This is a genomic window from Labrys sp. 22185 (genome assembly GCF_052045555.1).
Classification (GTDB): Bacteria; Pseudomonadota; Alphaproteobacteria; order Rhizobiales; family Labraceae; genus Labrys; species Labrys neptuniae.
The window spans coordinates 356,389-376,354 of the sequence record NZ_JBQEPH010000001.1 but is presented as its reverse complement, the minus strand read 5'-3'; the positions used below and the strand labels follow the sequence as shown (position 1 = coordinate 376,354).

Below are 19,966 nucleotides of genomic sequence, written 5' to 3'. Positions count from 1 at the left end.
ATGAACAAGGCAACGACAGCCCCCTGGCAGTCCCTGCCGACGGTGGTCGAGCTCACCGAGGACGGCGCCAGGAAGCAGCAGGTCGCCCGCAAGATGGCCGAGATGCTGGACGATGCGCCGCAGGACGCCGGTCCGGCCGAGCCGTTGCGCTCGGGCGGCTGGTCGGCCGACACGCTGGTGCGCAATTTCCGCTTCGGCGGCGAGGAAGTCCCCACCATCGTGGCCTCGGCCGCACCCCTGCTCAATCTCGCCCATGCCTTGCGCCACACCGCGGACCAGCCCGACATAGAACAGTTGCGCCGCACCACCACCGAAGCGATCAACCGCTATGAGCGCGATCTCGCCGGCGCCCGCATCAGCCCAGAGCGGGCGCGCGCCGCCCATTATGTCGTCTGCGCCACCATCGACGACGTGGTGCTCAGCAAGCCCTGGGGCGTGCGCGCCGGCTGGGCGCGTTCGGGCCTGGTCTCGACCTATCACATGGACGTCACCGGCGGTGACAAGGTCTTCGACCTGCTCGACCATTTCCACCAGAGCCCGGGCGCCAACAAGGATCTGCTGCTGCTGATCTATCTCAGCCTGTCGCTCGCCTTCGAGGGCCGCACCCGCGTCTCCCCGCGCGGCGCCCTCGAACTCAGCCGCATCCGCGACAGCCTCTACAAGACACTGCTCGGCCAATATGGCGCCTTCGAGCGGGAATTGTCGCCCCACTGGCGCGGCGTCATCGCCAGGCACAAGCCGTTGCGCACCGCGGCGGCGCTCTGGACGCTGCTCAGCATCCTGGGGCTGCTGTTCGGCCTCGGCTACCTCTTCTTCTCGCTGTCGCTCGACCGGGCCTCCGACGGCACCTTCACGCGCCTGGCCAACCTGCCGCCCAACGAAGCACCGAGCATCTTCATCCCGCCGCCGCCCAAGGCGAAAGATCCGCCGCCGGTCCAGGTCCAGGCCAAGGCCGAGGTCCCCCCGGAACCCGTGGGTGTAACGCGCATCCGTCAATTCATGAACTTCCTGCAGCCGGAGGTCGACAAGAAGCTCGTGACCTTGTGGAACGACAATGGCCAGGTGCTGGTCCGCATCAACAATGCCGGCCTGTTCGATACCGGCAAGGCTGACGTCAAACCCGGTTTTCAGGATCTGATCGACAAGATCGGCGTCGCCCTGGCCGCTTCTCAATTCAGCGCAAGGGTGATTGGCTACACCGACAACCGGCCCTTCAACGGCAATCGACGCATCCGCGACAATCAACAATTGTCAGAAGAGCGGGCCGACGCCGTCGGCAACATATTGAAGACCTACGCTCGCGACCGCATCACCACCGAAGGCCGGGGTGAAGCCGAACCGATCGCCTCCAACGATACAGACCCGGGACGCGCGCAGAACCGCCGCACGGAGATCCTGGTGATCGGCAGGCCTGAGGACGGCTATACCGGCTCGCCTCTCGTGATGAGCCTGCCGGTTGTCGATCGCAGCGTCATACGGCCGGGAGGCGCCACGCCATGAACCCGCTCAGCTATTATTATACGATCCGCTCCTATGTCGAAGCCTATGGCACGCTGCTCGGCCAGCGCTTCCTGCCCATCGTCTGGATCGCGGCGCTCTGCCTGATCATCTGGTTCTACGGCCACCTCATCGGCTATGGCGAATTCTATCCGCTTGCCAGCGCGACCAATCGGCTGATCGCCATCGGCATCGTGCTGGTTGCCGGCCTCGCCTATATCGGCATCAGCATCTACCGGGCCCGCAAGCGCGACAAGGCGCTGGTCGCCGACCTCGAAAAGAGTGCGGAGGCGGAAGCCGCCGCCAGCCAGCAGGCCGAGGTCAGCGAAATCCGCGACCGCCTGAAACAGGCCTTGGCACTGCTGCGCCGCGTCACCAAGAAACGCTTCAGCTATGTCTATGAACTGCCCTGGTATGTGATCTTCGGGGCGCCCGGCTCGGGCAAGACCACCGCCCTCACCCATTCGGGCCTGAAGTTCCCGCTGGGCGATGCGCTCGGCGCCAATTCCGTGCAGGGCATCGGCGGCACGCGCAGTTGCAACTGGTGGTTCACCGACGAGGCCATCCTGATCGATACGGCCGGCCGCTACACCACCCAGGAAGATCTCAACGGCAGTTCCAAGGCCGGCTGGGAAGGCTTCCTGACCCTTCTGAAGAAGCACCGCCGCTCGCAGCCGGTGAATGGCGCCCTGGTCACCTTGTCGATCGCCGACATCCTGACCCGCGAGCCCACGGCACGGCTGGAAGAGGTGCGCGCCATCCGCCAGCGCCTGTCGGAGCTCGACGAATACCTGCAGGCCCGCGTCCCCGTCTATCTCGTGCTGACAAAATCGGACCTGCTCACCGGCTTCGTGGAATTCTTCGACGGGTTCAATGCCAGCGACCGCGAACAGGTCTGGGGCACTACCTTCGGTCTGGACGAGAGCTACAAGGCCGACGATCTGCCCGAGCGTTTCCTGGAGGAATTCAGCCTGCTCCAGCAACGTGTCGACGCCATGCTGATCGAGCGCCTGCAGCAGGAACCCGACAGCGAGATACGTGGGCGCATTTTCCGTTTCCCCGCCGAGCTCGCCGCCCTCAAGGAACGCCTGCACGAGGTGCTGGTGGAACTTTGCGCCGGATCGAAACTGGTGGAGTCCCCGCTGCTGCGCGGCATCTATTTCGCTTCCGGAACGCAGGCGGAGATACCCGGCGTGGCCGGTGCTCCACGCATGCGCCGCAGCTATTTCCTGCCGCGCCTGTTCAAGGAAGTCATCTTCGGAGAGGCCGCGCTCGTGGCGCGCGACAAGCGGCTGGCCCGCCGCCAGCTGATGCTGCGCCGTATCGCCTATGGTGTCTCGGCGGTGGTGCTCGGCGTGGTCTTCTCGAGCTGGATCGCAACCTATTTCCAGAACTCCCGCGCCCTGGCGCAGGCCGACGAACGCATCAGCTCCTATGAGAAACTGGTGCAGGGCATCCCGGTGCGCGACGTCAACGATACCGATTTCCTGCGCATCCTGCCGGCGCTGAACGATATCCGAGGCGTAACCGATGGCTTCTCGGGGTCAGATACGTGGCAGGTCGGCTTCGGGCTGGACCAGAGCGACAAGATCGCCGGCCGGCAGCGTGAGGCCTATCAGCGCGCCCTCAATTCGCTGCTGCTGCCGCGCCTGATGGTGCAGTTGCAAAAGCAATTGGGCGACACCTCCAATGTCCGCCAGACCTTCGATGCCCTCAAGCTCTACGGCATGCTCGGCGGGTTGGGCCAGGTCGATGCCAAATTCGCCTCGCAGGAGGCCGAGCAGATCTTCGACTCCCTCTATCCCGACGAGGGAAGGGTGGCCGCCCGCCGCGAACTTCTCCAGCATGTCGAGCAGTTGGTGGCGAGGAGACTGCCACCGATCGACATCGACCAGACCCTGGTCGCCAAGGCCCGGCAGGCAATCAGCGGGCAGAGCCTGGCGGCACGGGCCTATGACATCCTGGAGGAAAATCGGCAGGTGCGCGCATTGGCACCCTGGGTGCCCGCCGATGCGCTCGGCCCGCTCGGCGAACGGGTGTTCCAGCGCAAATCCAAGGCTGCGCTGCGCGAAGGCATTCCCGGCCTGTTCACCGGCGAAGGCTATCGCGCCGTCGTCCTGCCGGAGGTCGCCGAAGCAGCCCGTCAGGCGCTGGACGAACACTGGGTTCGCGGCGAGCAGCCCAGCGCCGGCATGACGGTGGACAGCCTGTCCCTGGCTGCGCTGCAGCTCTATTTCGACCAGTATGAGAAACGCTGGGCGAGCCTCCTGGCGGATCTGAACATCAAGCCGTTCCAGTCACTGGCCGATGCCGCCGATACACTTCGCGTCCTCTCCAGCGAGCCGGGCCCGATCGAATCCCTGGCGCGTTCCATCGCCAATGCCGCCGATCTCAGGCCCCAGGCGAACGCCTCCGTGGCGCTGGCGCAGCAGGGTAGTCAGAGCACTGCGTTGAACAGCAGTACGATCAGCGTCCCCGATCCCTATGGCCGCCTGCGTGAAGCACTGGAACCCCCCAAGCAGAGCGAGACCAGCAGCTCGGAAAAGCCACGTTCGCAGATCCAGGCCCTGAAACCCCTGCTCGGAGCCATGTACACCCAGCTCTCACGAGCGGCAGGATCGACACAGCCGGTGAACAAGATCTTCAACACCGACAGCCAGCTCGCCGCCGCCGTCCAGTCCCTGGCGGAAGAGAGCCGACGCTTGCCGTCCCCGATCGACGATCTGGTGGCGGGCCTGGTCGGGGATGTCGGTGCATTGGCGTCCAAGACCGCCCGCAACGAGGCAGCCGACAAATGGGCTGGTGATGGCGCCAGGCTTTGCTCCACCATCATGGCTGGACGCTATCCCTTCGATCGGTCTGCCAGGGAAGACATGGCACTGACGGATTTTGCCCGACTGTTCGGTCCCAAGGGGCTTTTCCCGAGCTTCTTCCAGAACGAACTGCAGGCTTTCGTCGACACCTCGGCCAGTCCCTGGCGCTGGAAGGGCGCTCCCGGGGCGGAGGGGATGGCAAGCGAGGCACTGGCCCAGTTCGAAAATGCCGACGAGATCCGCAAGGCCTTCTTCCCGAATGACGGCGAGATGCCCTCGATCCGCATTACCATGACCGGCCTGTCTCTCAACGATGCGACCGACATGGCCGTCCTCACGACGGCCGGCGAGGGCGTCCGTCTGTTCAAGAGCAACGCCCAGGCCAAGACATTCGAATGGCCGTCGAAGGACACCAAGGCCGAATCCTGGGTGTACATGCCTCCCGGTGACTTCAACCGGAAGATCCAGGTAACCGGCGAATGGGCGACCTTCCGGCTGCTCGACAAGGCCGTGATCACTGCTGAAGGAACCGACCTGTTCAAGGCCCGCTTCAGCCAGGACGGCAGGAGCGCCGAGTTCAGGGTGCAGTTCGGCGGCACGCTCAATCCCTACCGCCTGAAGGCGCTGGCGGATTTCCGCTGCCCTTCGCAATTCTGAGGGCGGGTGATGAGTCAGCGTGGCGCTTCTCACCCTCCCTCGTCCGAGAATGACGGCATCGGCTTTTTCGGCAAGGTACCGAGCCATGGCGATTTCGTCTCGACCGGTCTCGGTCGCCAGGCCGAAACCGAACTCGTCAACTGGCTGCAATCGGGCCTGCAGGAAAGCGAGCAGACGCTCGGCACCCAATGGGAAAGCCTGTTTCATGCCTCCCCGCCCTGGCGTTTCGTGATCGAGCGATCCCTGTGGGGGCACGCCACCATGGTGGGCATCCTGCTGCCGAGCAAGGACAGGGTCGGCCGCAGTTTCCCGCTGGTGATCGCAGCCCGGCTTGGCAATTATGACGGTCCGGCACGCCTTTTCTGCTTCGACGAGAGCTGGTTCACCGCCGCCGAAGCGATTGCCGAGACGTCGACACTGCGCGATTTCAACATCACGGCCTTTCTGGGCGGGCTGAAGCGCCTGCGCCTCCCCCAGGCCCGGCCGGTGCCGCCACCACCACCTGGCACCGCCGATAGCCGCGTCTCACTGTGGTGGACCGTTGAAAGCGGCACCGGACGGGCCAGCGGCTTCAAGACTCAAGGGGCACCACGCGCCGGCGATTTCGTACGCCTGCTGAAAGGCGGCAACCCCACCGTCAAGCCGCCCTCTCGTCCGCCCTCACCGCCTCCGCCGGCCGAGAGAACCGAAACGACGGCCCCGCCCATGGCTGCAACTCCGTTGCCGGCACTGGTGATGGAGCGCGGCTATGCTACGCATGCCGGCACGCGCCTGTCGATCAATGCCGACGCCTTGCTGGTCTCCGATAATCCGCGCCTTTTCGCGGTTGCCGATGGCGTCGGCGATGGCAATGGCGCAGCGGAGGCTGCCAAGATCGTCACCAACACGCTGGCCTATGTCTCGCCGGCCGATACGCTCGAAACCCTGGTGCAGGATGTGAAGGGCAAGCTCGGGCGTGCGCATAGCCTGGTGCAGTCGATTCGCTTCCCGGGCGCGTTGGAGCCTCCAAGCGCCAGCGTCGTCACCCTCGCCCTCGAGAACGGGGACTTCGCCGTGATCTGGGCCGGCAATGCCCGCTGCTATCTGATGCGCGAGGGCATGATGCGCTGCCTGACGCGCGACCATGTCGAGATCGGTCTGCGTTTCGCGCTCGCGCGCAGCATCGGCGCGCCCCGCCAACTGGTTCCCGAGATCGTGCACGACAGGGCCCAGCCGGGCGATCGCTTTCTGCTCTGCAGTGCGGCGCTCGCGCGTGTCCTCGACGAGCGCAGCATCGCCGCCAACATCGCCGAGCAGCCGGCGAAGGAGGCCGCCGCCGCCCTGGTTCAGGAGGCCCTGATCGCCAATGTGCGGGAGAATGTCAGCGCCATCGTCGTGGCTGTCCAGGCGACATGAGCAGCGAACTGCCGCCGGGCGACCTGGAGGCGATCGCCACCCGCTTTGCCGCGTTGTGGCAGGCGCTCAGCCGGAGCGGCGCCGAACCACGCACGCCCGCTGAAACCCGTCTGCTGGCCGATCGCGTGCGTGATGCGCTTGATCGGCGCCTCGACAGGCTGGATGCGGCGGAGCCAGGTTTCATCGCCAACAGTTTCGCCCTGGAAGCAATGGTCCATGAGGGCGCTCTCACGCAGATCCATCGCCTGCGCCATCGCGATCTCGGCACCCGCCACGCCCTCAAGACGCTGCGGCCCGACCAGGCCGACAATGTCGTCGCCCGCGACCTCCTGCTGCGCGAGGCCGGCTTCGGCGCCAGACTGCGCCACCGCCACGTCGCCGCCGCCACTGCCGCTTTGCGGCTCGCCGACGGCCGGCCGGCGCTGCTGATGGACTGGCTGCCCTCCAGCCTCTCGGAGCGGATGCGAAAAGCCTCGTTCCGCCGCGACGAGGTGGCCGGGATCGCCACAGCCCTGTTGTCGGGATTGGAGGCGGTGCATGCAGCCGGCCTGGTGCATGCCGATCTCGCGCCGGACAACCTGCTTTATGACGGTGAGGATCTCGCCACGCTGCGTATCGCCGATTTCGGCATCGCGCTGGAAGCGGGGCGGCGCCATGGCGATGTCGACCTGGCGAAGGCCGGCCGCGACGGCTTCAGCGCCCCCGAACAGCAGGCGGGCGAGCCCCTCGACGGCCGGGCAGACCTCTATGCCTGCGGGCGGATCCTGCAGATGCTGCTGGAAGACCGTGCCGATCCACCCAGGGCCGACGACCCCTTGCGAAAACTTGCCGGGCAACTCGCCTGGCCCGATCGGGACGAAAGGCCGTCATCGGCAGGCATCGCCCTGGCGATGCTGCACGGCATCCAAAAAGCCTCCTGAGGCCTGCCTGCGTCAGCGGGACGGCAGGTTCAGGGACACACCCGGCGCGGGAGGCGGGCTGGACGGGATTCCTCCGGTCGGCTGCGGGGCCGCCGCCGTCGGCACGCTCTTCTGGAACACGGTGAAGAGCTTGGCGAAATCGACCATGCCGGCATTGCTGGCGAACAGCATGTCGCCGCTCTCCATCTGGACCTGCTGCATCATCAGGAGGCTGGAAGCGTCCCTCATATTGATGCGGAAGATCACGGCACGCGGCGGTGGCGGCGAAGCCATGGCTTCCGGGCAATTGCTGCGCGGCGGCATGGTGCCGCTGCCATAGGGCGAGGGCCGAACCAGCACGCAATCCTTGGTCGTCCAGTAATAGGCACGCTTGCGGAACAGATAGACGTAGCGCGAATCGGCCCGGTCATCGAGCAGACCGCCGCTGCGTGCGATGGCCTGCGCCAAGGTCAGCTGGCCCGGTTCGAAATTGAACTCGCCGGCGCTTTTGAACGCTCCCATCGCGGTGAAGCTCGGCGTATTGCCACCCAGGATGACCTGGTCGCCCGGCTGCAGGTAGATGTTCTGCTTGGGATCGGCCATTACCTGGTCGAGGCTCTGGTCGGCGCGCTGATTGCCGCGAATCACCGTCACCGTCGTCGCGTTGGCGGGCCCGGTCGCCCCGCCGGCCCTCGCCACCACATCGAGGATGCGTTCCTTGCCTGAAGCCATCGGCATGCGGCCGGCGGCCCGCACCGCACCGGAAATGGCCACGGCACTGTTCGGACGATCGACGATGGTCACCACCGCCTGGGGATTGACGGAAGAGCCCTTGAGGCTGCCGACGATGCGCTTCTGCACCGATTCCGGCGAGGAGCCCGCCACACGCTGCTTGCCGACGAAAGGAATGTCGATCGAGCCATTGTCGTCGACGGTAAAGCGGCCGAGATCCAGCGTCTTGCTATTCGTCGGCGAGAACAGACCGTCCTCGCCGGTATCGAGGACGGTGATCTGCAGGACGTCGCCGCGGCTGATCTGCGTGCCGGTAAATCCGGCCGAACGTAACGTCGACAGACCGGGCGTTGCCGCAAAGGATGAGGCACCGGCGCCCGGAGCCAGGGCCGTCTGCGCGGCATAGGTGATGTCGATGACCGGAACGCGCTCATTCGTATAAGGCTGGCGCGCATTCAGGAAACTTCCGGCACTCGGGCCGTCGGAAGGGCTGGAGCAGCCACCCAGCAGGACAAGCAGGCCTACGCCCAGCAGCTTCCGCATTCCCAATCCTCATAACGAATCGTTAATCGCACAGATATCCAAATGCCACATTAAAGACAATATCTCTACGCCGGAGACGGAATAACGACAAAGCTTAAACAAGCGGCAATCTATTCGGCACCGAGCCATTGTCATAAAGTTGTTACACTGTATTCAGTTACCCATGTAACAGCCGAGGAGCGTTGAGGCACCCGCTCCGCCATACTTCACGAGACAATAGCTATGCGCTTGCCGAAGACGGTATCATCATGACTTTCAACAAGAAAGACATCGCGATGCTGCTTCGCGTACCAGTACGACGGCTTGGACAGGCGGTTGCGCATGCGCCAACGCCACGATGAGCGGCGTCTATGGCTTAGTAATCAAGGATTGGATCTCGGGAAAATCGACTGGTCGGAGTGGCAGGATTTGAACCTGCGACCCCTACGTCCCGAACGTAGTGCTCTACCAGGCTGAGCCACACTCCGTATTCCAGTCGTGGGCGGCTCTATAGCGGGATCATCGGCGAGCCGCAAGCATGATATGCGCTTTTTTGGTAATGAATTTCGCAGCGCTTTTTTGTAGCCATATCTTGCGGCCTGGGAGCGAACCGTTTATTGAGCCGCACCGATTGGGGCGTAGCCAAGTGGTAAGGCAGCGGATTTTGATTCCGCCATTCGGAGGTTCGAACCCTCCCGCCCCAGCCAGATTCTCGATGCCCGACCGGACTTCCATGCCTCCCGCGGGACCAATGCCCGCCCTGTCGAAGATTTGCGCTCCTACGCTGGGCACAACGCCTTGCGGCCGCCCTTTTGTTTGCGCAGCATGATGCAGCAAATCAATGCGATGGAGGCAAATGTGCGCGTGACGATGGCAGCATTCCTGGCAGGCGCCCTTTGTCTAGGCAGCCTCCCGATTCCACGGGCGCTGGCGACCGAGAAGCCCCCCGCCGACAAGGCGGCGCCGGCCAAGCCGGAGGACGCCGCGCCTGCAGCGGTCAAGCCCCCGGCACCCGCCAAGCCGCATGTGCCCGTCAGCCAGGCAGTCGACTATGGCGACATGCGCTGCGGTTTCGCCGTGCGCCGCCGCGATATCCTCGACAGCCAGATCATCGCCTGGGCCGGCGGTTATATCGAAGGCTATGCCAAGGCCAATCCCGGGCACTTCGGCAGCGAACGCTCCCTTGCCGACCTTACGGATCCGGTCGCCCTGCGCACCCATCTGCGCGGCTATTGCCTGAAGCACCGCGACAAGTCGCTCGAGACGGCCGTGCTCGCCATGGTGCCTCGCCCGCATGGCGACAGCAAGCCCGCCACGCCGCCGCAGCACCCTGCCCCCAAATAAGCGTTTCAGCCCCGGATGAAACGCTCGACATAGTCGGCGCCCAGGCCGTTGGCGGCATAGTGGGCCCGACACATGTCGATCTTGGAGAAGACGTCCTCGAACCCCGTCACCTTGCCCCAGGGATCGACATAGATCATGGCGCCGGTGATGTGGAACAGGGTGATCATCTCCTCGCAATCCTCCGGCACCACGAGGGTATGAGTCTCGCCTGGCGGCTCGAACACATAGGAGCCGGTCTCGGCCACCCAGTCATGCTCGAGATAGTGCCAACGCCCCTTCAGGACATGGCCGTGCACCGGCGCCGGATGGCGATGGCGCGAGAGCACGCCGGATTTGCGCACGCGCAGCAGGTTGACCCAATAGCCCTGCCCGGCATGCAGGCAGAGCGGGCGGAACCAGACATTCTCCATCTGCGGCACCCAGACACGCTCGTCATCGGGCAGCACATGCGGCACCACGATCTCGGGAGCCGCCTCCGCGGGCATCGGCAGTTGATAGGGCATCCGGCTCTGGTCGAGCTTGCGGTCGGGCACGGTCATGGCTTCATCCAATCAGATAGCCGCCGTCGACGGGCAGGATCGTACCCGTGACGAAAGCGGCGGCGGGGGAACACAGGAACAGCACGGGCCCGACCAGATCCGCCGGCACGCCCCAGCGCCCGAGCGGGGTACGCGCCAGGATCGGGCCGCTGCGGGCGGGATCCTCCACCAGCGCCCTTGTGAGCGGTGTCTCGATCCAACCGGGAGCGATCGCGTTGACGCGGATGCGTTCGCCCGCCCAGGCGATGGCCAGCGATTTGGTGAGCTGGGCGATGCCGCCCTTGCTCGCGCTGTAGGCCGGCACCAGGCCGCCGCCGAAGAAGGACAGCATGGAGGCGAGATTGACCACGGCACCCGCGCCCGAAGCCGCCAGGGCGCTGCGACAGGCGGCGCAAAGGCGCATCGTGCCGTTGAGATTGATGTCGACCACTTCTTCGAAGATCTCCGGCTCATGCTCGGCACCGCGCCGGATGATGCCGGCGGCATTCACCAGCACGTCGAGACGCTGATAACGCCCGGCCAGCGCGGCGACGGCCGCACCATCCCTGACGTCGAGCTCCACCGTCTCGACGCCGGCAGGCGCGGCCGCTCCGGGCAGGCCTGCGGCCACGACGGAAGCGCCGGCTTCGGCAAATCCTGCCGCGATCGCGGCTCCGATGCCGCTGGTGCCGCCGCTGACCAGCACCAGCCTGCCCTTGAAATCGAATTGCATGATCCATTCACCATAGTGCGCCGGCTCAGGCAGAACCTGTCAATGATCTGACAATACCCCCTGCCCGGCGTCAATCCGGGTGCGACCATGGGAAACGGGACAAGGACTGCGTCGGTTCCTTGACGCGCCGGACGGCACGGTCCCGCATGATGCTTGACACCTTCGCTCTTCTTGAATTTACTCAACGGCAATGAATAAAGAGCGGCGTGGCGACTATGCGCTCGCCCAGAAAGTGGGAGCAAACAAGCGTTCACACCCGAACGTGTCTTGCTCCAGGCGGTAAGGGGGAGGAAGCCATGGCGCCCGCGTCGATGGCGGAACGCGGATTGACCTCCGCGCGCATCCGTCACTACCACCATCGTGTCGTGCTGCAGCGCCTGCGACGCCTGCGCGAAGCCTCCAAGGCCGACCTTGCCCGCGCCGCCAACCTGACCAACACCGCCATCGGCGAGATCGTCTCCGACCTGCAGGCCTTCGGGCTGATCTCCGTTGTCGGCAAACGCTATCACGGCCAGCGCGGGCAGCCGGCGACGCTGCTGCGCCTGGAGCCGACGGGGGCCTATGGCATCGGCGTGCGGATCGACCGCAACCGCATCGAGACCGCCCTGGTCGATCTCGGCGGTCATCTCATCGACAAGCGCTCGCATGACTATCCCCTGCCGGCTCCGCAGGAGGCCCTGGCCGTGGTCGCGGCCGACGTCGCCGATCTCAAGGCCATCGCCGACGGCCTGTCCCCCGGACGCGTGCTCGGCATCGGCCTGGCGCAGCCCTACAATCTCGGAGCCTGGCTCGATCGGCTCAATTTGGAGATCGACACGCTGTCGCTGTGGGAAGGCTATGACTTCGCCGCCGCGCTGCAGAGCCTGACCGGCCTCGACGTCCATGCCGAGAATGACGGCACCGCCGCCGCCATCGCCGAGCTCTTTTATGGTTTTGGCCGGGAATCGGACGATTTCGTCTATTTCTTCATCGGTCCGGCGATCGGCGGCGGCGTGGTGCTGGGCGGCGACTATCGCCGCGGCGCCCAGGGCAATGCCGGCGACGTCGCCATGCTGCCGGTGCCGCCCTCCCGCCTGGCCTCGGTGCCTCCGCCCAAGGGCCCCTATGACATTCTGCTGGCGCGGGCCTCCATTGCCGCCCTGATGCGCCATCTCGGCTGGCATGGCCGCAAGATCGTCGGCCCGCACGATCTGCCGGCCGCCATCGCCGCCAATCCGGCGGCCCTGGAAGAATGGATCGCCGATTGCGTCGACGCCCTGGTCGGGCCGGTCCTGTCGGCACAGGCTCTGCTCGACGTTCCCAATGTGGTCATTGACGGCGACCTCGGGGCGCCCATCATGCAGGAGATCGTCTCGCGACTGGAAACCGCGCTGGCCGCGGCCATTCCCGAGGCACGCAGCGCACCGGTGCTGCGGCTGGGCACCTTCGGCTCGATCGCCCATGCCCTGGGTGCCGCCAGCCTGCCGCTGTTCATCGACTTCGCGCCCCGGGCCACCTTGTCGGCCAGCGCCCGCCCGATCGCGTCGCTGGGAGAGACACGCCTGGCCTGATTCCTCCTCAAAGGCGGATCAGCGCTTTTCTTCTTCCTTCAGCCAATCGAGGCGGATGAGGCCGTTGCCTTCCTTGGCAAAGAGCGGAGCCAGATAGTCGCCCACCGCCCGCAGCTCCTCGTCCAGCTTCCAGGGCGGGTTGAGGATGATCATGCCGCAGCCATTCAGGCGGTCGATGCGCTGCACGGTGTAGCGGCTAAGCTCGAAACGCAGGATGCGACCGGCGGGCAGTGCCGCCACCTTGCGGGCGAAGCTCTCGACCTCGCGCATGCCCTTGATCGGATACCAGATGGCATAGATGCCGGTGGCCCAGCGTCGCAACGCCTGCGCCAGCCCCTCGGCGATGGCGCGAAACTCGTTGTCCTCCTCGAAAGGCGGGTCGATGAAGACGAGGCCCCGCCGCTCGGGCGGCGGCAGCAGCCCGGGCAGCAAGGCCCAGGCATCGCCCTCCATCACCTTGGTCCGCTTGCCGCGGGCGAAATTGCCACGCAGGCGGCTGGCATCCTCGGGATGCTTTTCGCAGAAGACCAGGCGGTCCTGGTCGCGCGTCAGGTCGGCGGCGAGCCAGGGCGAGCCGGGATAGAGCGGCGGGGACTGGGCCATCAGCCCCTGACAGAGATCGTGCCAGGGTGCGATCAGTTCGGCGACCCGCACCGATGGCGGATTTGCCGCCATCAGGCCGACGCCATCCCGCCATTCGCTGGTGCGGCGGGCTTCGTCGGCTTCCAGACTGTAGAGCCCGGTGCCGGCATGGGTGTCGATCACGCGGAACGGCGCTTCCTTGGCCTTGAGATGGGTCAGGATGCGCGCCAGCACGATATGCTTGAGGACGTCGGCAAAGTTGCCGGCGTGGAAGGCATGGCGATAGTTCATGATGCGTGATGCAGAGCCTTCGATTTCGCTTTCCTGCCGATATAGCCCTCCCAGATCGCCACGACGAGGAGAATGACGGTGGTGATGCCACTGATCATCAACAGATCGGTCATGAAGGCGAACGGCGCGGTAATCGCCAGCGCCAGCAGGCCGACGACATGGGTGATCGGCACACCGCCATAGATCAAGCGCTTATAGAGGGCGTTGCCGACGAGATAGATCGCCGGCCCACCGAAAATCACCGCCATGCCGCCGAAATCGACGTGGTGGGCCGGATGGGCGATCGACAAATCATTGCCGACGGCCGTGACGATCACGCCTGCGATCAAGAGCACGTGCAGATAATGCGTGTAGGCCGCGATCTGTCCGGGCCTGTCGGATTCGACGATCGCCTCGGTCGCGTCCTTGGTGGAGATGTCGAAATAGATCCACCACATGGCGATCGAACCGAGGAAGGCGACGAAGAAGGCGATCAGGCCCGGCGCATCCCAGGCCGTCGATTTGGCCAGGGTGGCACCGGTGACCAGAACGGATTCGCCCAACGCGACGATGACGAAGAGTGCGCAGCGCTCGACGATATGGCCGCCTTCCACCGTCCATTCCTTGCCGGGATCCGAACGGCCGAGCCCCGGCAGCCAGAAGCCGAACCAGGGGGCGAAATATTCGCAGGCCACTGCGATGACCCACAGCACGATGCGGGTCTCGCCTTCGGCCAGACCACCGGCGATCCAGATGCAAGCCGCAATCAGGTTCCAGCCGATCATGCGCTGGAAATTGCGGGAGATCGGCGTGCCAGCGCCCAGGCTGAACACGGCAAAGGCCGTGCGCCCGACCTGAATGGCCGCAAAGCAGATCGCAAAGATCAGCCCGCGTTCCCCGAAGGCCTCCGGCAAGGCGGCTGCCATCACGAGCCCGAGCGCCATCAAGGCGAACAGGCAGATACGGACCGGCGTCTTCTCCGGATCGAACCAGTTGGTGAACCAGCAGGTATATTGCCAGGCCAGCCAGACGGCGAACCATAGGACCAGGGTCTGCAGCGCCCCGCCCCAGGAAAGATGCTCCAGAAGCGAGTGGGAAAGCTGCGTCACCGTGAAGACGTAGACGAGATCGAAGAAGAGTTCCGCATAGGAAACGCGAGCCTCATGACCATCGCGCTCACGTAGAAAACTGGTGGTGCCGCCCTGCTCTGCTGCCATTGTACCTGTCACCTCCGCCCAGCCCATATCGCCGGGAAGCCACTGGAGTGGCAAGAGGGGAAATCGCAGCCGGGCGGCATGGCAGGCAGAAGTTCACGGCTTAGGTCGCCCGCACGTCGGCATCCGCAGCGGAGACGATCGAGGTAGGCCACGACATGACTGGACCGGCAGGGTCATGTCGAGACGGCACGCCCGGCAATTGGGCACGACGAGGCGATCCTCCCCACCCGTAAGCGGAGAGAAGACGAGACCGATGTCCCGTCCTAAAAGCGGCGTTCAAATCCGGATCACGTAGCTCTTGCGCGTCGTCTCCACCACTTCCCAGCTGCCGGCAAAACCCGGTTCCAGGATCATGGTGTCGCCAGGGCCCAGTTCGACCGGCGCCCCGCCATCCGGCGTGACGATGGAGCGGCCCTCGAGCAGGGTGCAGCTTTCCCATTCCTCATAGACGATGCGCCAGCGCCCGGGCGTTGCCTCCCAGATGCCGCAGAAGGTCTTGCCATCGGCGCTCTCATAGCTGTTCCAGGTGCGGAAGGCCGGAGTGCCGGCTTCCAGCCGTTCAGGCTTGGGTGCGCCTGCCTCGGCCTCCCCTTCCCCCACGCCTGCGAATTTGAGCCATAGAGCCATGTCGATTTCCCCCAAGCGATGTCAGTTCAGCGCTGGTATCAGAATGTCGCGCGTCCGGCAGCCCTGATAACGCAGCTGCGTCGGGCAGGTCCGGAAAGTGCGCAGATCCTTGCTCAGGCAGATACGCAATTCCGTGAGCACGCTGCCGCGCTCGCCCCGGCTGCAGACCACGGTCATCATGTCGGGCCGCAGGCCGGGATTGGCTTGCGAGAAGGCCCGCCCGATCTCGATCGGTGCGGCCCGGCTGTCCTGGCCCGGGGCCCGATAGGCTTCGGGGACGACGATCCGGCGATAGAGCGTCGCCATCGCTTCGAAATAGCGGGTCGGGGACAGGCCCGAACAGGTGCCATGCTTGCGCCACTCATAGCGGGCCAGGCCTTCGGAGGGCATCACGCCCCGGGTTGCGGCGAGGTCTCGCCGCTGCACGAAGGCACCGGGATTGCATTCGGTGGGAAAATCGCGCTCCCCCTGCGGCCACAGGCCATGGACAAGGAAGCCGAGGCGCGAACCGATGTCGCACTGGTCGGGCTGCTTGGCCGCGCCACCCGTGGCGCAGAAGCCCGGCGACCAGGTCAACGCGAGCAGATAAAGGTCAAAATCGCCCGGTGCCCCGCCACGGATCTCATGCGCGGCGAGACCGCTGCTCGCGGCCACCATGACAATGGCCGCGAGCAGGAGACGGATCACGGACGCGCCATCTTGCAGGCGGGCGCATAGGCTAGGTTGTGGTCGGTGCCATCGACGCACCATTCCACGCCCCAGCTTGCGCCGATCCAGCCGGTATCCTCGGCGATCGCATAGGAGACGCGGCGATAATGCCCGTCATTGGTCAGCACGCGCGCCACGCAGAAGCGGCGCGGAATGTAGCTCGCGCCCCAGGGCCGGAAGGCGACCTGGCGATGACGGTCGATCTGCTGGATCGCCAGGTTGGAATGCCAGTAATTGGACTCCTTGCGGGCAAAGCGCGCGGCGATCTGGTCGGAGACGGCCTTGTCGGCGCAATGGGGCAGGACGGCGTCGTAATTAGGCCCGGACAGCCAGAAATTCTTTTCCAGCGCCGAGGCGGCAAGCGCCGGCGCACAGGATGCAGCCAGCAGGACGGCAGCAAGACCGGCAATACGCATGATGAGAATCCTTAAATCAGCAACTCATGCGAATCTGTCCGCGCTGAGGCCGGCCGTCAAGCACCAAGCCATGGGGCCGGGCCCAATTGCTGCCGTTCGCAAGGCAGCCTGGCAATCGCTCGGCTTGCTGCTGCCCCCAAGACGACATGATCGCCTTCGTCTGTCACATTTCTGTCAGGAAACACGGTTGTTTTGCAGCAGCCATGAACAGGCTTAAACATGGATCATGAAACGGGGCGTCGATTCGGCCATGCAGAAATTCACCACCGCCCGCGAAGCTGCGCTGGCACTCCGCCCGGACGAACCGGTTTATGGCTTCCGACCGCAGGTCCTGGCGGCCGATGCGCGCGAGTTCATGGCCCAGTTTCCCGGCAAGACCGCCTATGCCGTGAAGACCAATGGCGAGCCAATGATCCTCAAGGTGCTGGCCGAGGCCGGCATCACCTCCTTCGACGTCGCCAGCCCGGCCGAGTTCGAAGCAGCCCGGGCCGCTTCGCCGAACTGCGAACTCCTTTATATGCATCCGGTCAAGGCGCAGTCCCATATCCGCCTGGCGCTGGAGACCTATGGCATTCGCGAGCTCTCGCTCGACCATGAGGACGAAGTCGCCAAGATCCTGCGCATCGTGCGCGCCCTCGACATTCCGCCCGAGGAGATTACGCTGTTCCTGCGCCTCGCCACCAAGGGCGCGGCTGCCTACGAACTCTCCAAGAAGTTCGGCGCCACGCCGACCCATGCGGTCGAGCTGCTCGATCGCATGGCCGGCATCGGCTTCAAGACCGGCATCGCCTTCCATGTCGGCTCCCAGGTCGAGGATCCGGAGACCTATGAACGGGCGATGGCCTCCGTCGCCTGGGTGCGCTCGCGCATCAAGGAGGATATCGTCAGCCTCGACATCGGCGGCGGCTTTCCCGCGCAATATGGCCTCGACCCCAAGAAGAAGGGCTCGAACCAGGGCACGCCGACGACCGAGGCGCTGATGCGCCAGATCCGGGCCGACATCGCCGACTGGAAGCTGGACGACCTGCCGCTGGTGGCCGAGCCCGGCCGGGTGATCGTGGCGCGCTGCCTGTCGGTGATGGTGCGCGTGCTGCTCAAGAAGGGCCAGCGCCTCTACATCAATGACGGTGTCTGGGCCTCGCTCTCCGATTCATGGACGGGCAAGCTCCTGCTGCCGACCCGCTTCATTCCCGATCCCGCCCGCAAGCGCCGCAACGGCTCGCCCGACAAGCTGTTGCCGTTCCGCATCTGCGGTGCGACCTGCGATTCCGTCGACATCCTGACCCGCCCCTTCTATCTGCCCGAGACAATCGACACCGGCGACTGGATCGAGATCGGCCATATCGGCGCCTATTCGCTCGGCCTGCGCACCCGTTTCAATGGGTTCTTCCCCGACAAGTTCGTCGAGCTGGAGACCCCGTTCGAGGAAGAGCCCGGCGTCAGCATTCCGATTGCGGCGGAGTAGAAATCTTCTTGCCCTGTTCTTTTATCGCCGAGCGTTGATCTGAACTTCGAAATCATTTGCTCGTGACGGAAACTACCCCTAGCTTGGTGACGTAGTAGAATACACTACTTGTTCTATGCCTTGGGGGTTCTCTTGATCCGTCTTCTCGGTATTTTTGCTGTTTGCCTTGCTTTAGCCTCCTGTGCGGGACGCGTATCGCTCTCACCGGCCACCGATGCCGGCCTGGCATCGCGAGGCTGGGAGGAAGCGCGTAATCTGGCATATTACGCGCCGTCGGGCGTGCGTCTCACCAAAGGGCTTATCTGCAGGAGCGCACGCTGCGGTGGGCCAGGCTTCGTGATGACCGGAACCGCTTCCCTGCCGAACGGCAGCGCACTGGGTTTCCGGGGCGTGATGGCCAACCGTTCCCTTACCGATGCCAAGCTCCTCCAGGCACTCCGGCTGCTTAGCGAGGGCTCTCCGAACCTGGCGGGAATCGACGGCCACCTCATCGGCGCACGTAAACGGGCCAATTCGATCGAGCTGACGTTCTCCTTTGCCAAAAGCACGCCCCAAACGGGCCGCATCGTCGGACTGGCCCGCGCCGATGTCAGGGGAACCGACATGTCGGTGGTGGTGGCCGGTGGCCCCACCATGGCCAGTGCGCGGCAGCGGTTGGGGCTGCTCCCCAATTAGAGGATAGCCCGAGCCAGGCCGCCGTCGATCGGGATGGCCGCGCCCGTGACATAGGAGGCGAGGTCACTGGCCATGAAGGCGGCAACGGCACCGAATTCATCGGCGGTGCCATAGCGCCCGATCGGAACCTCGGCCTGGCTCTCCGCCGCAATCGCCTCTGCATCCACGCCGCGCGCCTCGGCATCGAGGCGGTCGAGTACCTTGGTCCGTTCGGTATCGAGCCGGCCGGCCAGCAGGAGGTTGACGGTGACGCCATCCGCCGCCACCTCGTTGGCAAGGCTCTTGGCCCAGCCGGCCACCGCCGCCCGCAAGGCGTTCGAGGCCGTCAGTCCCCTGATCGGCTCCCGCACGCTGGTCGACGACACCACCAGGATGCGCCCCCAATGCCTTGCCCTCATACCTGGCAGGACATGGGCGGCGATGCCCAGGCCCGTCAGGAAGAGAGCATCGAACTGTCGATGCCATCGTGCGCTATCCGTTTCGCCGGCACCGAAAGGCGGCGGCCCGCCGCCATTCAGCAGCAGAATATCGACGCCGCCCCATTCCAAATTGATCCGCTCGAACATGGCTGCGACATCGGTGGGATTTTCGAGATCGGCAAGAATACCGAAGGAGGACGGCGAGACGCAGCGGAGTTCCGCGGCCGTCGTCTCGAGTGCTGCCGCGTCGCGTCCAACCGCGGCGACGACCGCTCCCTCCGCCGCCAGGCGGGCGGCCACGCCGCGCCCGAGGCCCTTATTGCCACCGAGCACCAGGGCCCGCTTACCGTCAATTCCGAGATTCATGTTTCTATCCAATATTTTGTCGCGTCACCCGTTCAGCGCACATGCACGATGGCATCGACCTCGACGGCGACGCCCAAAGGGAGCCCCGCCATTCCCAAGGCGGAACGGGCGTGCTCGCCTCGGGATCCGAGGATCCTGAGAAACAGCTCCGAGGCACCATTGCCTACCTGCGAGATCTGGCTGAACCCGGCCGCGGCATTGACATAGACGGTGAGCTTGGCGACCCGGACGATCCGATCCAGATCGCCCTGAAGCTCCCTGTCGAGCCAGAACAGCACGTTGGCAGCGCATAGTTCGGCGGCCTTGCGGGCCTCATCGAGGCTCACGCCGTCGCCGACCTTGCCGATGGCCGTGATCTCCTCGCCCCGTTCCGGAATCTGGCCGGAGATATAGATGATGTCGCCGATACGCACGCAGGGTTCGAATGGCAGGTCGGCGCGGACGACCAGCGGCGGCGTCAGGCCGAGTTCGTGAAAAATCTGGCTGAGCATGGACAGGGCTTCCTTCCCGGGATGTGAAGGAATGGGCTTGCCAGATCGACGGCCCAGAAAGTATCCTTAT

The 19,966-nt window shown here is 65.0% G+C and carries 18 protein-coding genes and 2 tRNA genes; 9 read left to right on the top strand and 11 right to left on the bottom strand.

From position 1 onward, the window contains the following. The 4 genes from icmH to ACTJKX_RS01780 are packed head-to-tail and all read left to right on the top strand — an operon-like array spanning nucleotide 1 to nucleotide 7,282. Nucleotides 1-1,500: a type IVB secretion system protein IcmH/DotU gene (icmH, locus tag ACTJKX_RS01795; protein ID WP_440724167.1), complete on the top strand. Its 1,500-nt coding sequence runs from the start codon at nucleotides 1-3 to the stop codon at nucleotides 1,498-1,500. Next, complete coding sequence (gene tssM, locus ACTJKX_RS01790) at nucleotides 1,497-4,967, top strand: type VI secretion system membrane subunit TssM (protein WP_440724166.1); 3,471 nt, start codon at nucleotides 1,497-1,499, stop codon at nucleotides 4,965-4,967. The genes icmH and tssM overlap by 4 nt, the downstream gene beginning before the upstream one ends. 9 nt (nucleotides 4,968-4,976) lie before the next feature. Further along, nucleotides 4,977-6,362: a type VI secretion system-associated protein TagF gene (gene tagF, locus ACTJKX_RS01785; RefSeq protein WP_440724165.1), complete on the top strand. Its 1,386-nt coding sequence runs from the start codon at nucleotides 4,977-4,979 to the stop codon at nucleotides 6,360-6,362. Beyond that, the gene (locus ACTJKX_RS01780) at nucleotides 6,359-7,282 is read left to right on the top strand and encodes a protein kinase domain-containing protein (RefSeq protein ID WP_440724164.1); all 924 of its coding nucleotides are present in this window, start codon (nucleotides 6,359-6,361) and stop codon (nucleotides 7,280-7,282) included. Before tagF ends, ACTJKX_RS01780 begins: the two co-directional genes overlap by 4 nt. A 12-nt stretch (nucleotides 7,283-7,294) precedes the next feature. Here ACTJKX_RS01780 and ACTJKX_RS01775 read toward each other — a convergent pair whose 3' ends face one another. Together ACTJKX_RS01775 and ACTJKX_RS01770 are read right to left on the bottom strand one after the other, a co-directional pair. Then, entirely contained in the window at nucleotides 7,295-8,536 is a 1,242-nt protein-coding gene (locus ACTJKX_RS01775; protein ID WP_311933468.1) for a polysaccharide biosynthesis/export family protein, read from the bottom strand. Nucleotides 8,537-8,926: 390 nt separating this feature from the next. Next, nucleotides 8,927-9,003: transfer RNA gene (locus ACTJKX_RS01770), tRNA-Pro, on the bottom strand. 144 nt (nucleotides 9,004-9,147) lie between these two features. Here ACTJKX_RS01770 and ACTJKX_RS01765 point away from each other — a divergent pair. Both ACTJKX_RS01765 and ACTJKX_RS01760 read left to right on the top strand, forming a co-directional pair. Next, nucleotides 9,148-9,222 (top strand) — tRNA-Gln (locus tag ACTJKX_RS01765). A gap of 157 nt (nucleotides 9,223-9,379) precedes the next feature. Continuing rightward, nucleotides 9,380-9,859 (top strand): hypothetical protein, encoded by a 480-nt coding sequence (locus tag ACTJKX_RS01760; protein WP_440724163.1) that lies wholly within the window; start codon nucleotides 9,380-9,382, stop codon nucleotides 9,857-9,859. Nucleotides 9,860-9,864: 5 nt separating this feature from the next. On the opposite strand, the gene ACTJKX_RS01755 is transcribed toward ACTJKX_RS01760, so the two are convergent. Next, nucleotides 9,865-10,398, bottom strand: coding sequence for a 2,4'-dihydroxyacetophenone dioxygenase family protein (locus ACTJKX_RS01755; protein ID WP_311933471.1), 534 nt, complete (start codon nucleotides 10,396-10,398; stop codon nucleotides 9,865-9,867). 4 nt (nucleotides 10,399-10,402) lie between these two features. Next, a complete protein-coding gene (locus ACTJKX_RS01750) occupies nucleotides 10,403-11,110 on the bottom strand; it encodes an SDR family oxidoreductase (protein WP_311933473.1) in 708 nt (235 codons plus the stop codon). A 296-nt stretch (nucleotides 11,111-11,406) separates the two neighbouring features. On the opposite strand from ACTJKX_RS01750, the gene ACTJKX_RS01745 reads away from it, so the two are divergent. Then, nucleotides 11,407-12,660: an ROK family protein gene (locus ACTJKX_RS01745; protein WP_311933475.1), complete on the top strand. Its 1,254-nt coding sequence runs from the start codon at nucleotides 11,407-11,409 to the stop codon at nucleotides 12,658-12,660. Between the two features lie 18 nt (nucleotides 12,661-12,678). On the opposite strand, the gene ACTJKX_RS01740 is transcribed toward ACTJKX_RS01745, so the two are convergent. The 5 genes from ACTJKX_RS01740 to ACTJKX_RS01720 all read right to left on the bottom strand — a co-directional run bounded on the left by ACTJKX_RS01740 (nucleotide 12,679) and on the right by ACTJKX_RS01720 (nucleotide 16,480). After that, nucleotides 12,679-13,533, bottom strand: a complete 855-nt coding sequence (locus ACTJKX_RS01740) for a 23S rRNA (adenine(2030)-N(6))-methyltransferase RlmJ (protein ID WP_440724162.1) — start codon at nucleotides 13,531-13,533, stop codon at nucleotides 12,679-12,681. Further along, on the bottom strand, nucleotides 13,530-14,729 hold the full coding sequence (locus ACTJKX_RS01735; RefSeq protein WP_440724161.1) for a low temperature requirement protein A: 1,200 nt from the start codon (nucleotides 14,727-14,729) through the stop codon (nucleotides 13,530-13,532). The genes ACTJKX_RS01740 and ACTJKX_RS01735 overlap by 4 nt, the downstream gene beginning before the upstream one ends. 276 nt (nucleotides 14,730-15,005) lie before the next feature. Next, nucleotides 15,006-15,356, bottom strand: a complete 351-nt coding sequence (locus ACTJKX_RS01730; RefSeq protein ID WP_440724160.1) for a cupin domain-containing protein — start codon at nucleotides 15,354-15,356, stop codon at nucleotides 15,006-15,008. Nucleotides 15,357-15,377: 21 nt separating this feature from the next. Further along, nucleotides 15,378-16,043, bottom strand: coding sequence for a ribonuclease T2 family protein (locus ACTJKX_RS01725; protein WP_440724159.1), 666 nt, complete (start codon nucleotides 16,041-16,043; stop codon nucleotides 15,378-15,380). After that, nucleotides 16,040-16,480 (bottom strand): hypothetical protein, encoded by a 441-nt coding sequence (locus tag ACTJKX_RS01720; RefSeq protein ID WP_440724158.1) that lies wholly within the window; start codon nucleotides 16,478-16,480, stop codon nucleotides 16,040-16,042. The genes ACTJKX_RS01725 and ACTJKX_RS01720 overlap by 4 nt, the downstream gene beginning before the upstream one ends. A gap of 250 nt (nucleotides 16,481-16,730) precedes the next feature. On the opposite strand from ACTJKX_RS01720, the gene ACTJKX_RS01715 reads away from it, so the two are divergent. Further along, nucleotides 16,731-17,945 (top strand): alanine racemase, encoded by a 1,215-nt coding sequence (locus ACTJKX_RS01715; RefSeq protein WP_311933487.1) that lies wholly within the window; start codon nucleotides 16,731-16,733, stop codon nucleotides 17,943-17,945. 132 nt (nucleotides 17,946-18,077) lie between these two features. Next, entirely contained in the window at nucleotides 18,078-18,620 is a 543-nt protein-coding gene (locus ACTJKX_RS01710; RefSeq protein ID WP_440724157.1) for a hypothetical protein, read from the top strand. Here ACTJKX_RS01710 and ACTJKX_RS01705 read toward each other — a convergent pair. Next, nucleotides 18,617-19,405 carry an SDR family oxidoreductase gene (locus ACTJKX_RS01705; RefSeq protein ID WP_440724156.1) on the bottom strand — a complete coding sequence of 263 codons (789 nt, stop codon included), beginning with the start codon at nucleotides 19,403-19,405 and terminating at the stop codon, nucleotides 18,617-18,619. The two genes, ACTJKX_RS01710 and ACTJKX_RS01705, sit on opposite strands and share 4 nt — an antisense overlap. 32 nt (nucleotides 19,406-19,437) lie before the next feature. Beyond that, a complete protein-coding gene (locus ACTJKX_RS01700; protein WP_440724155.1) occupies nucleotides 19,438-19,896 on the bottom strand; it encodes a RidA family protein in 459 nt (152 codons plus the stop codon). Nucleotides 19,897-19,966 lie beyond the last annotated feature (70 nt).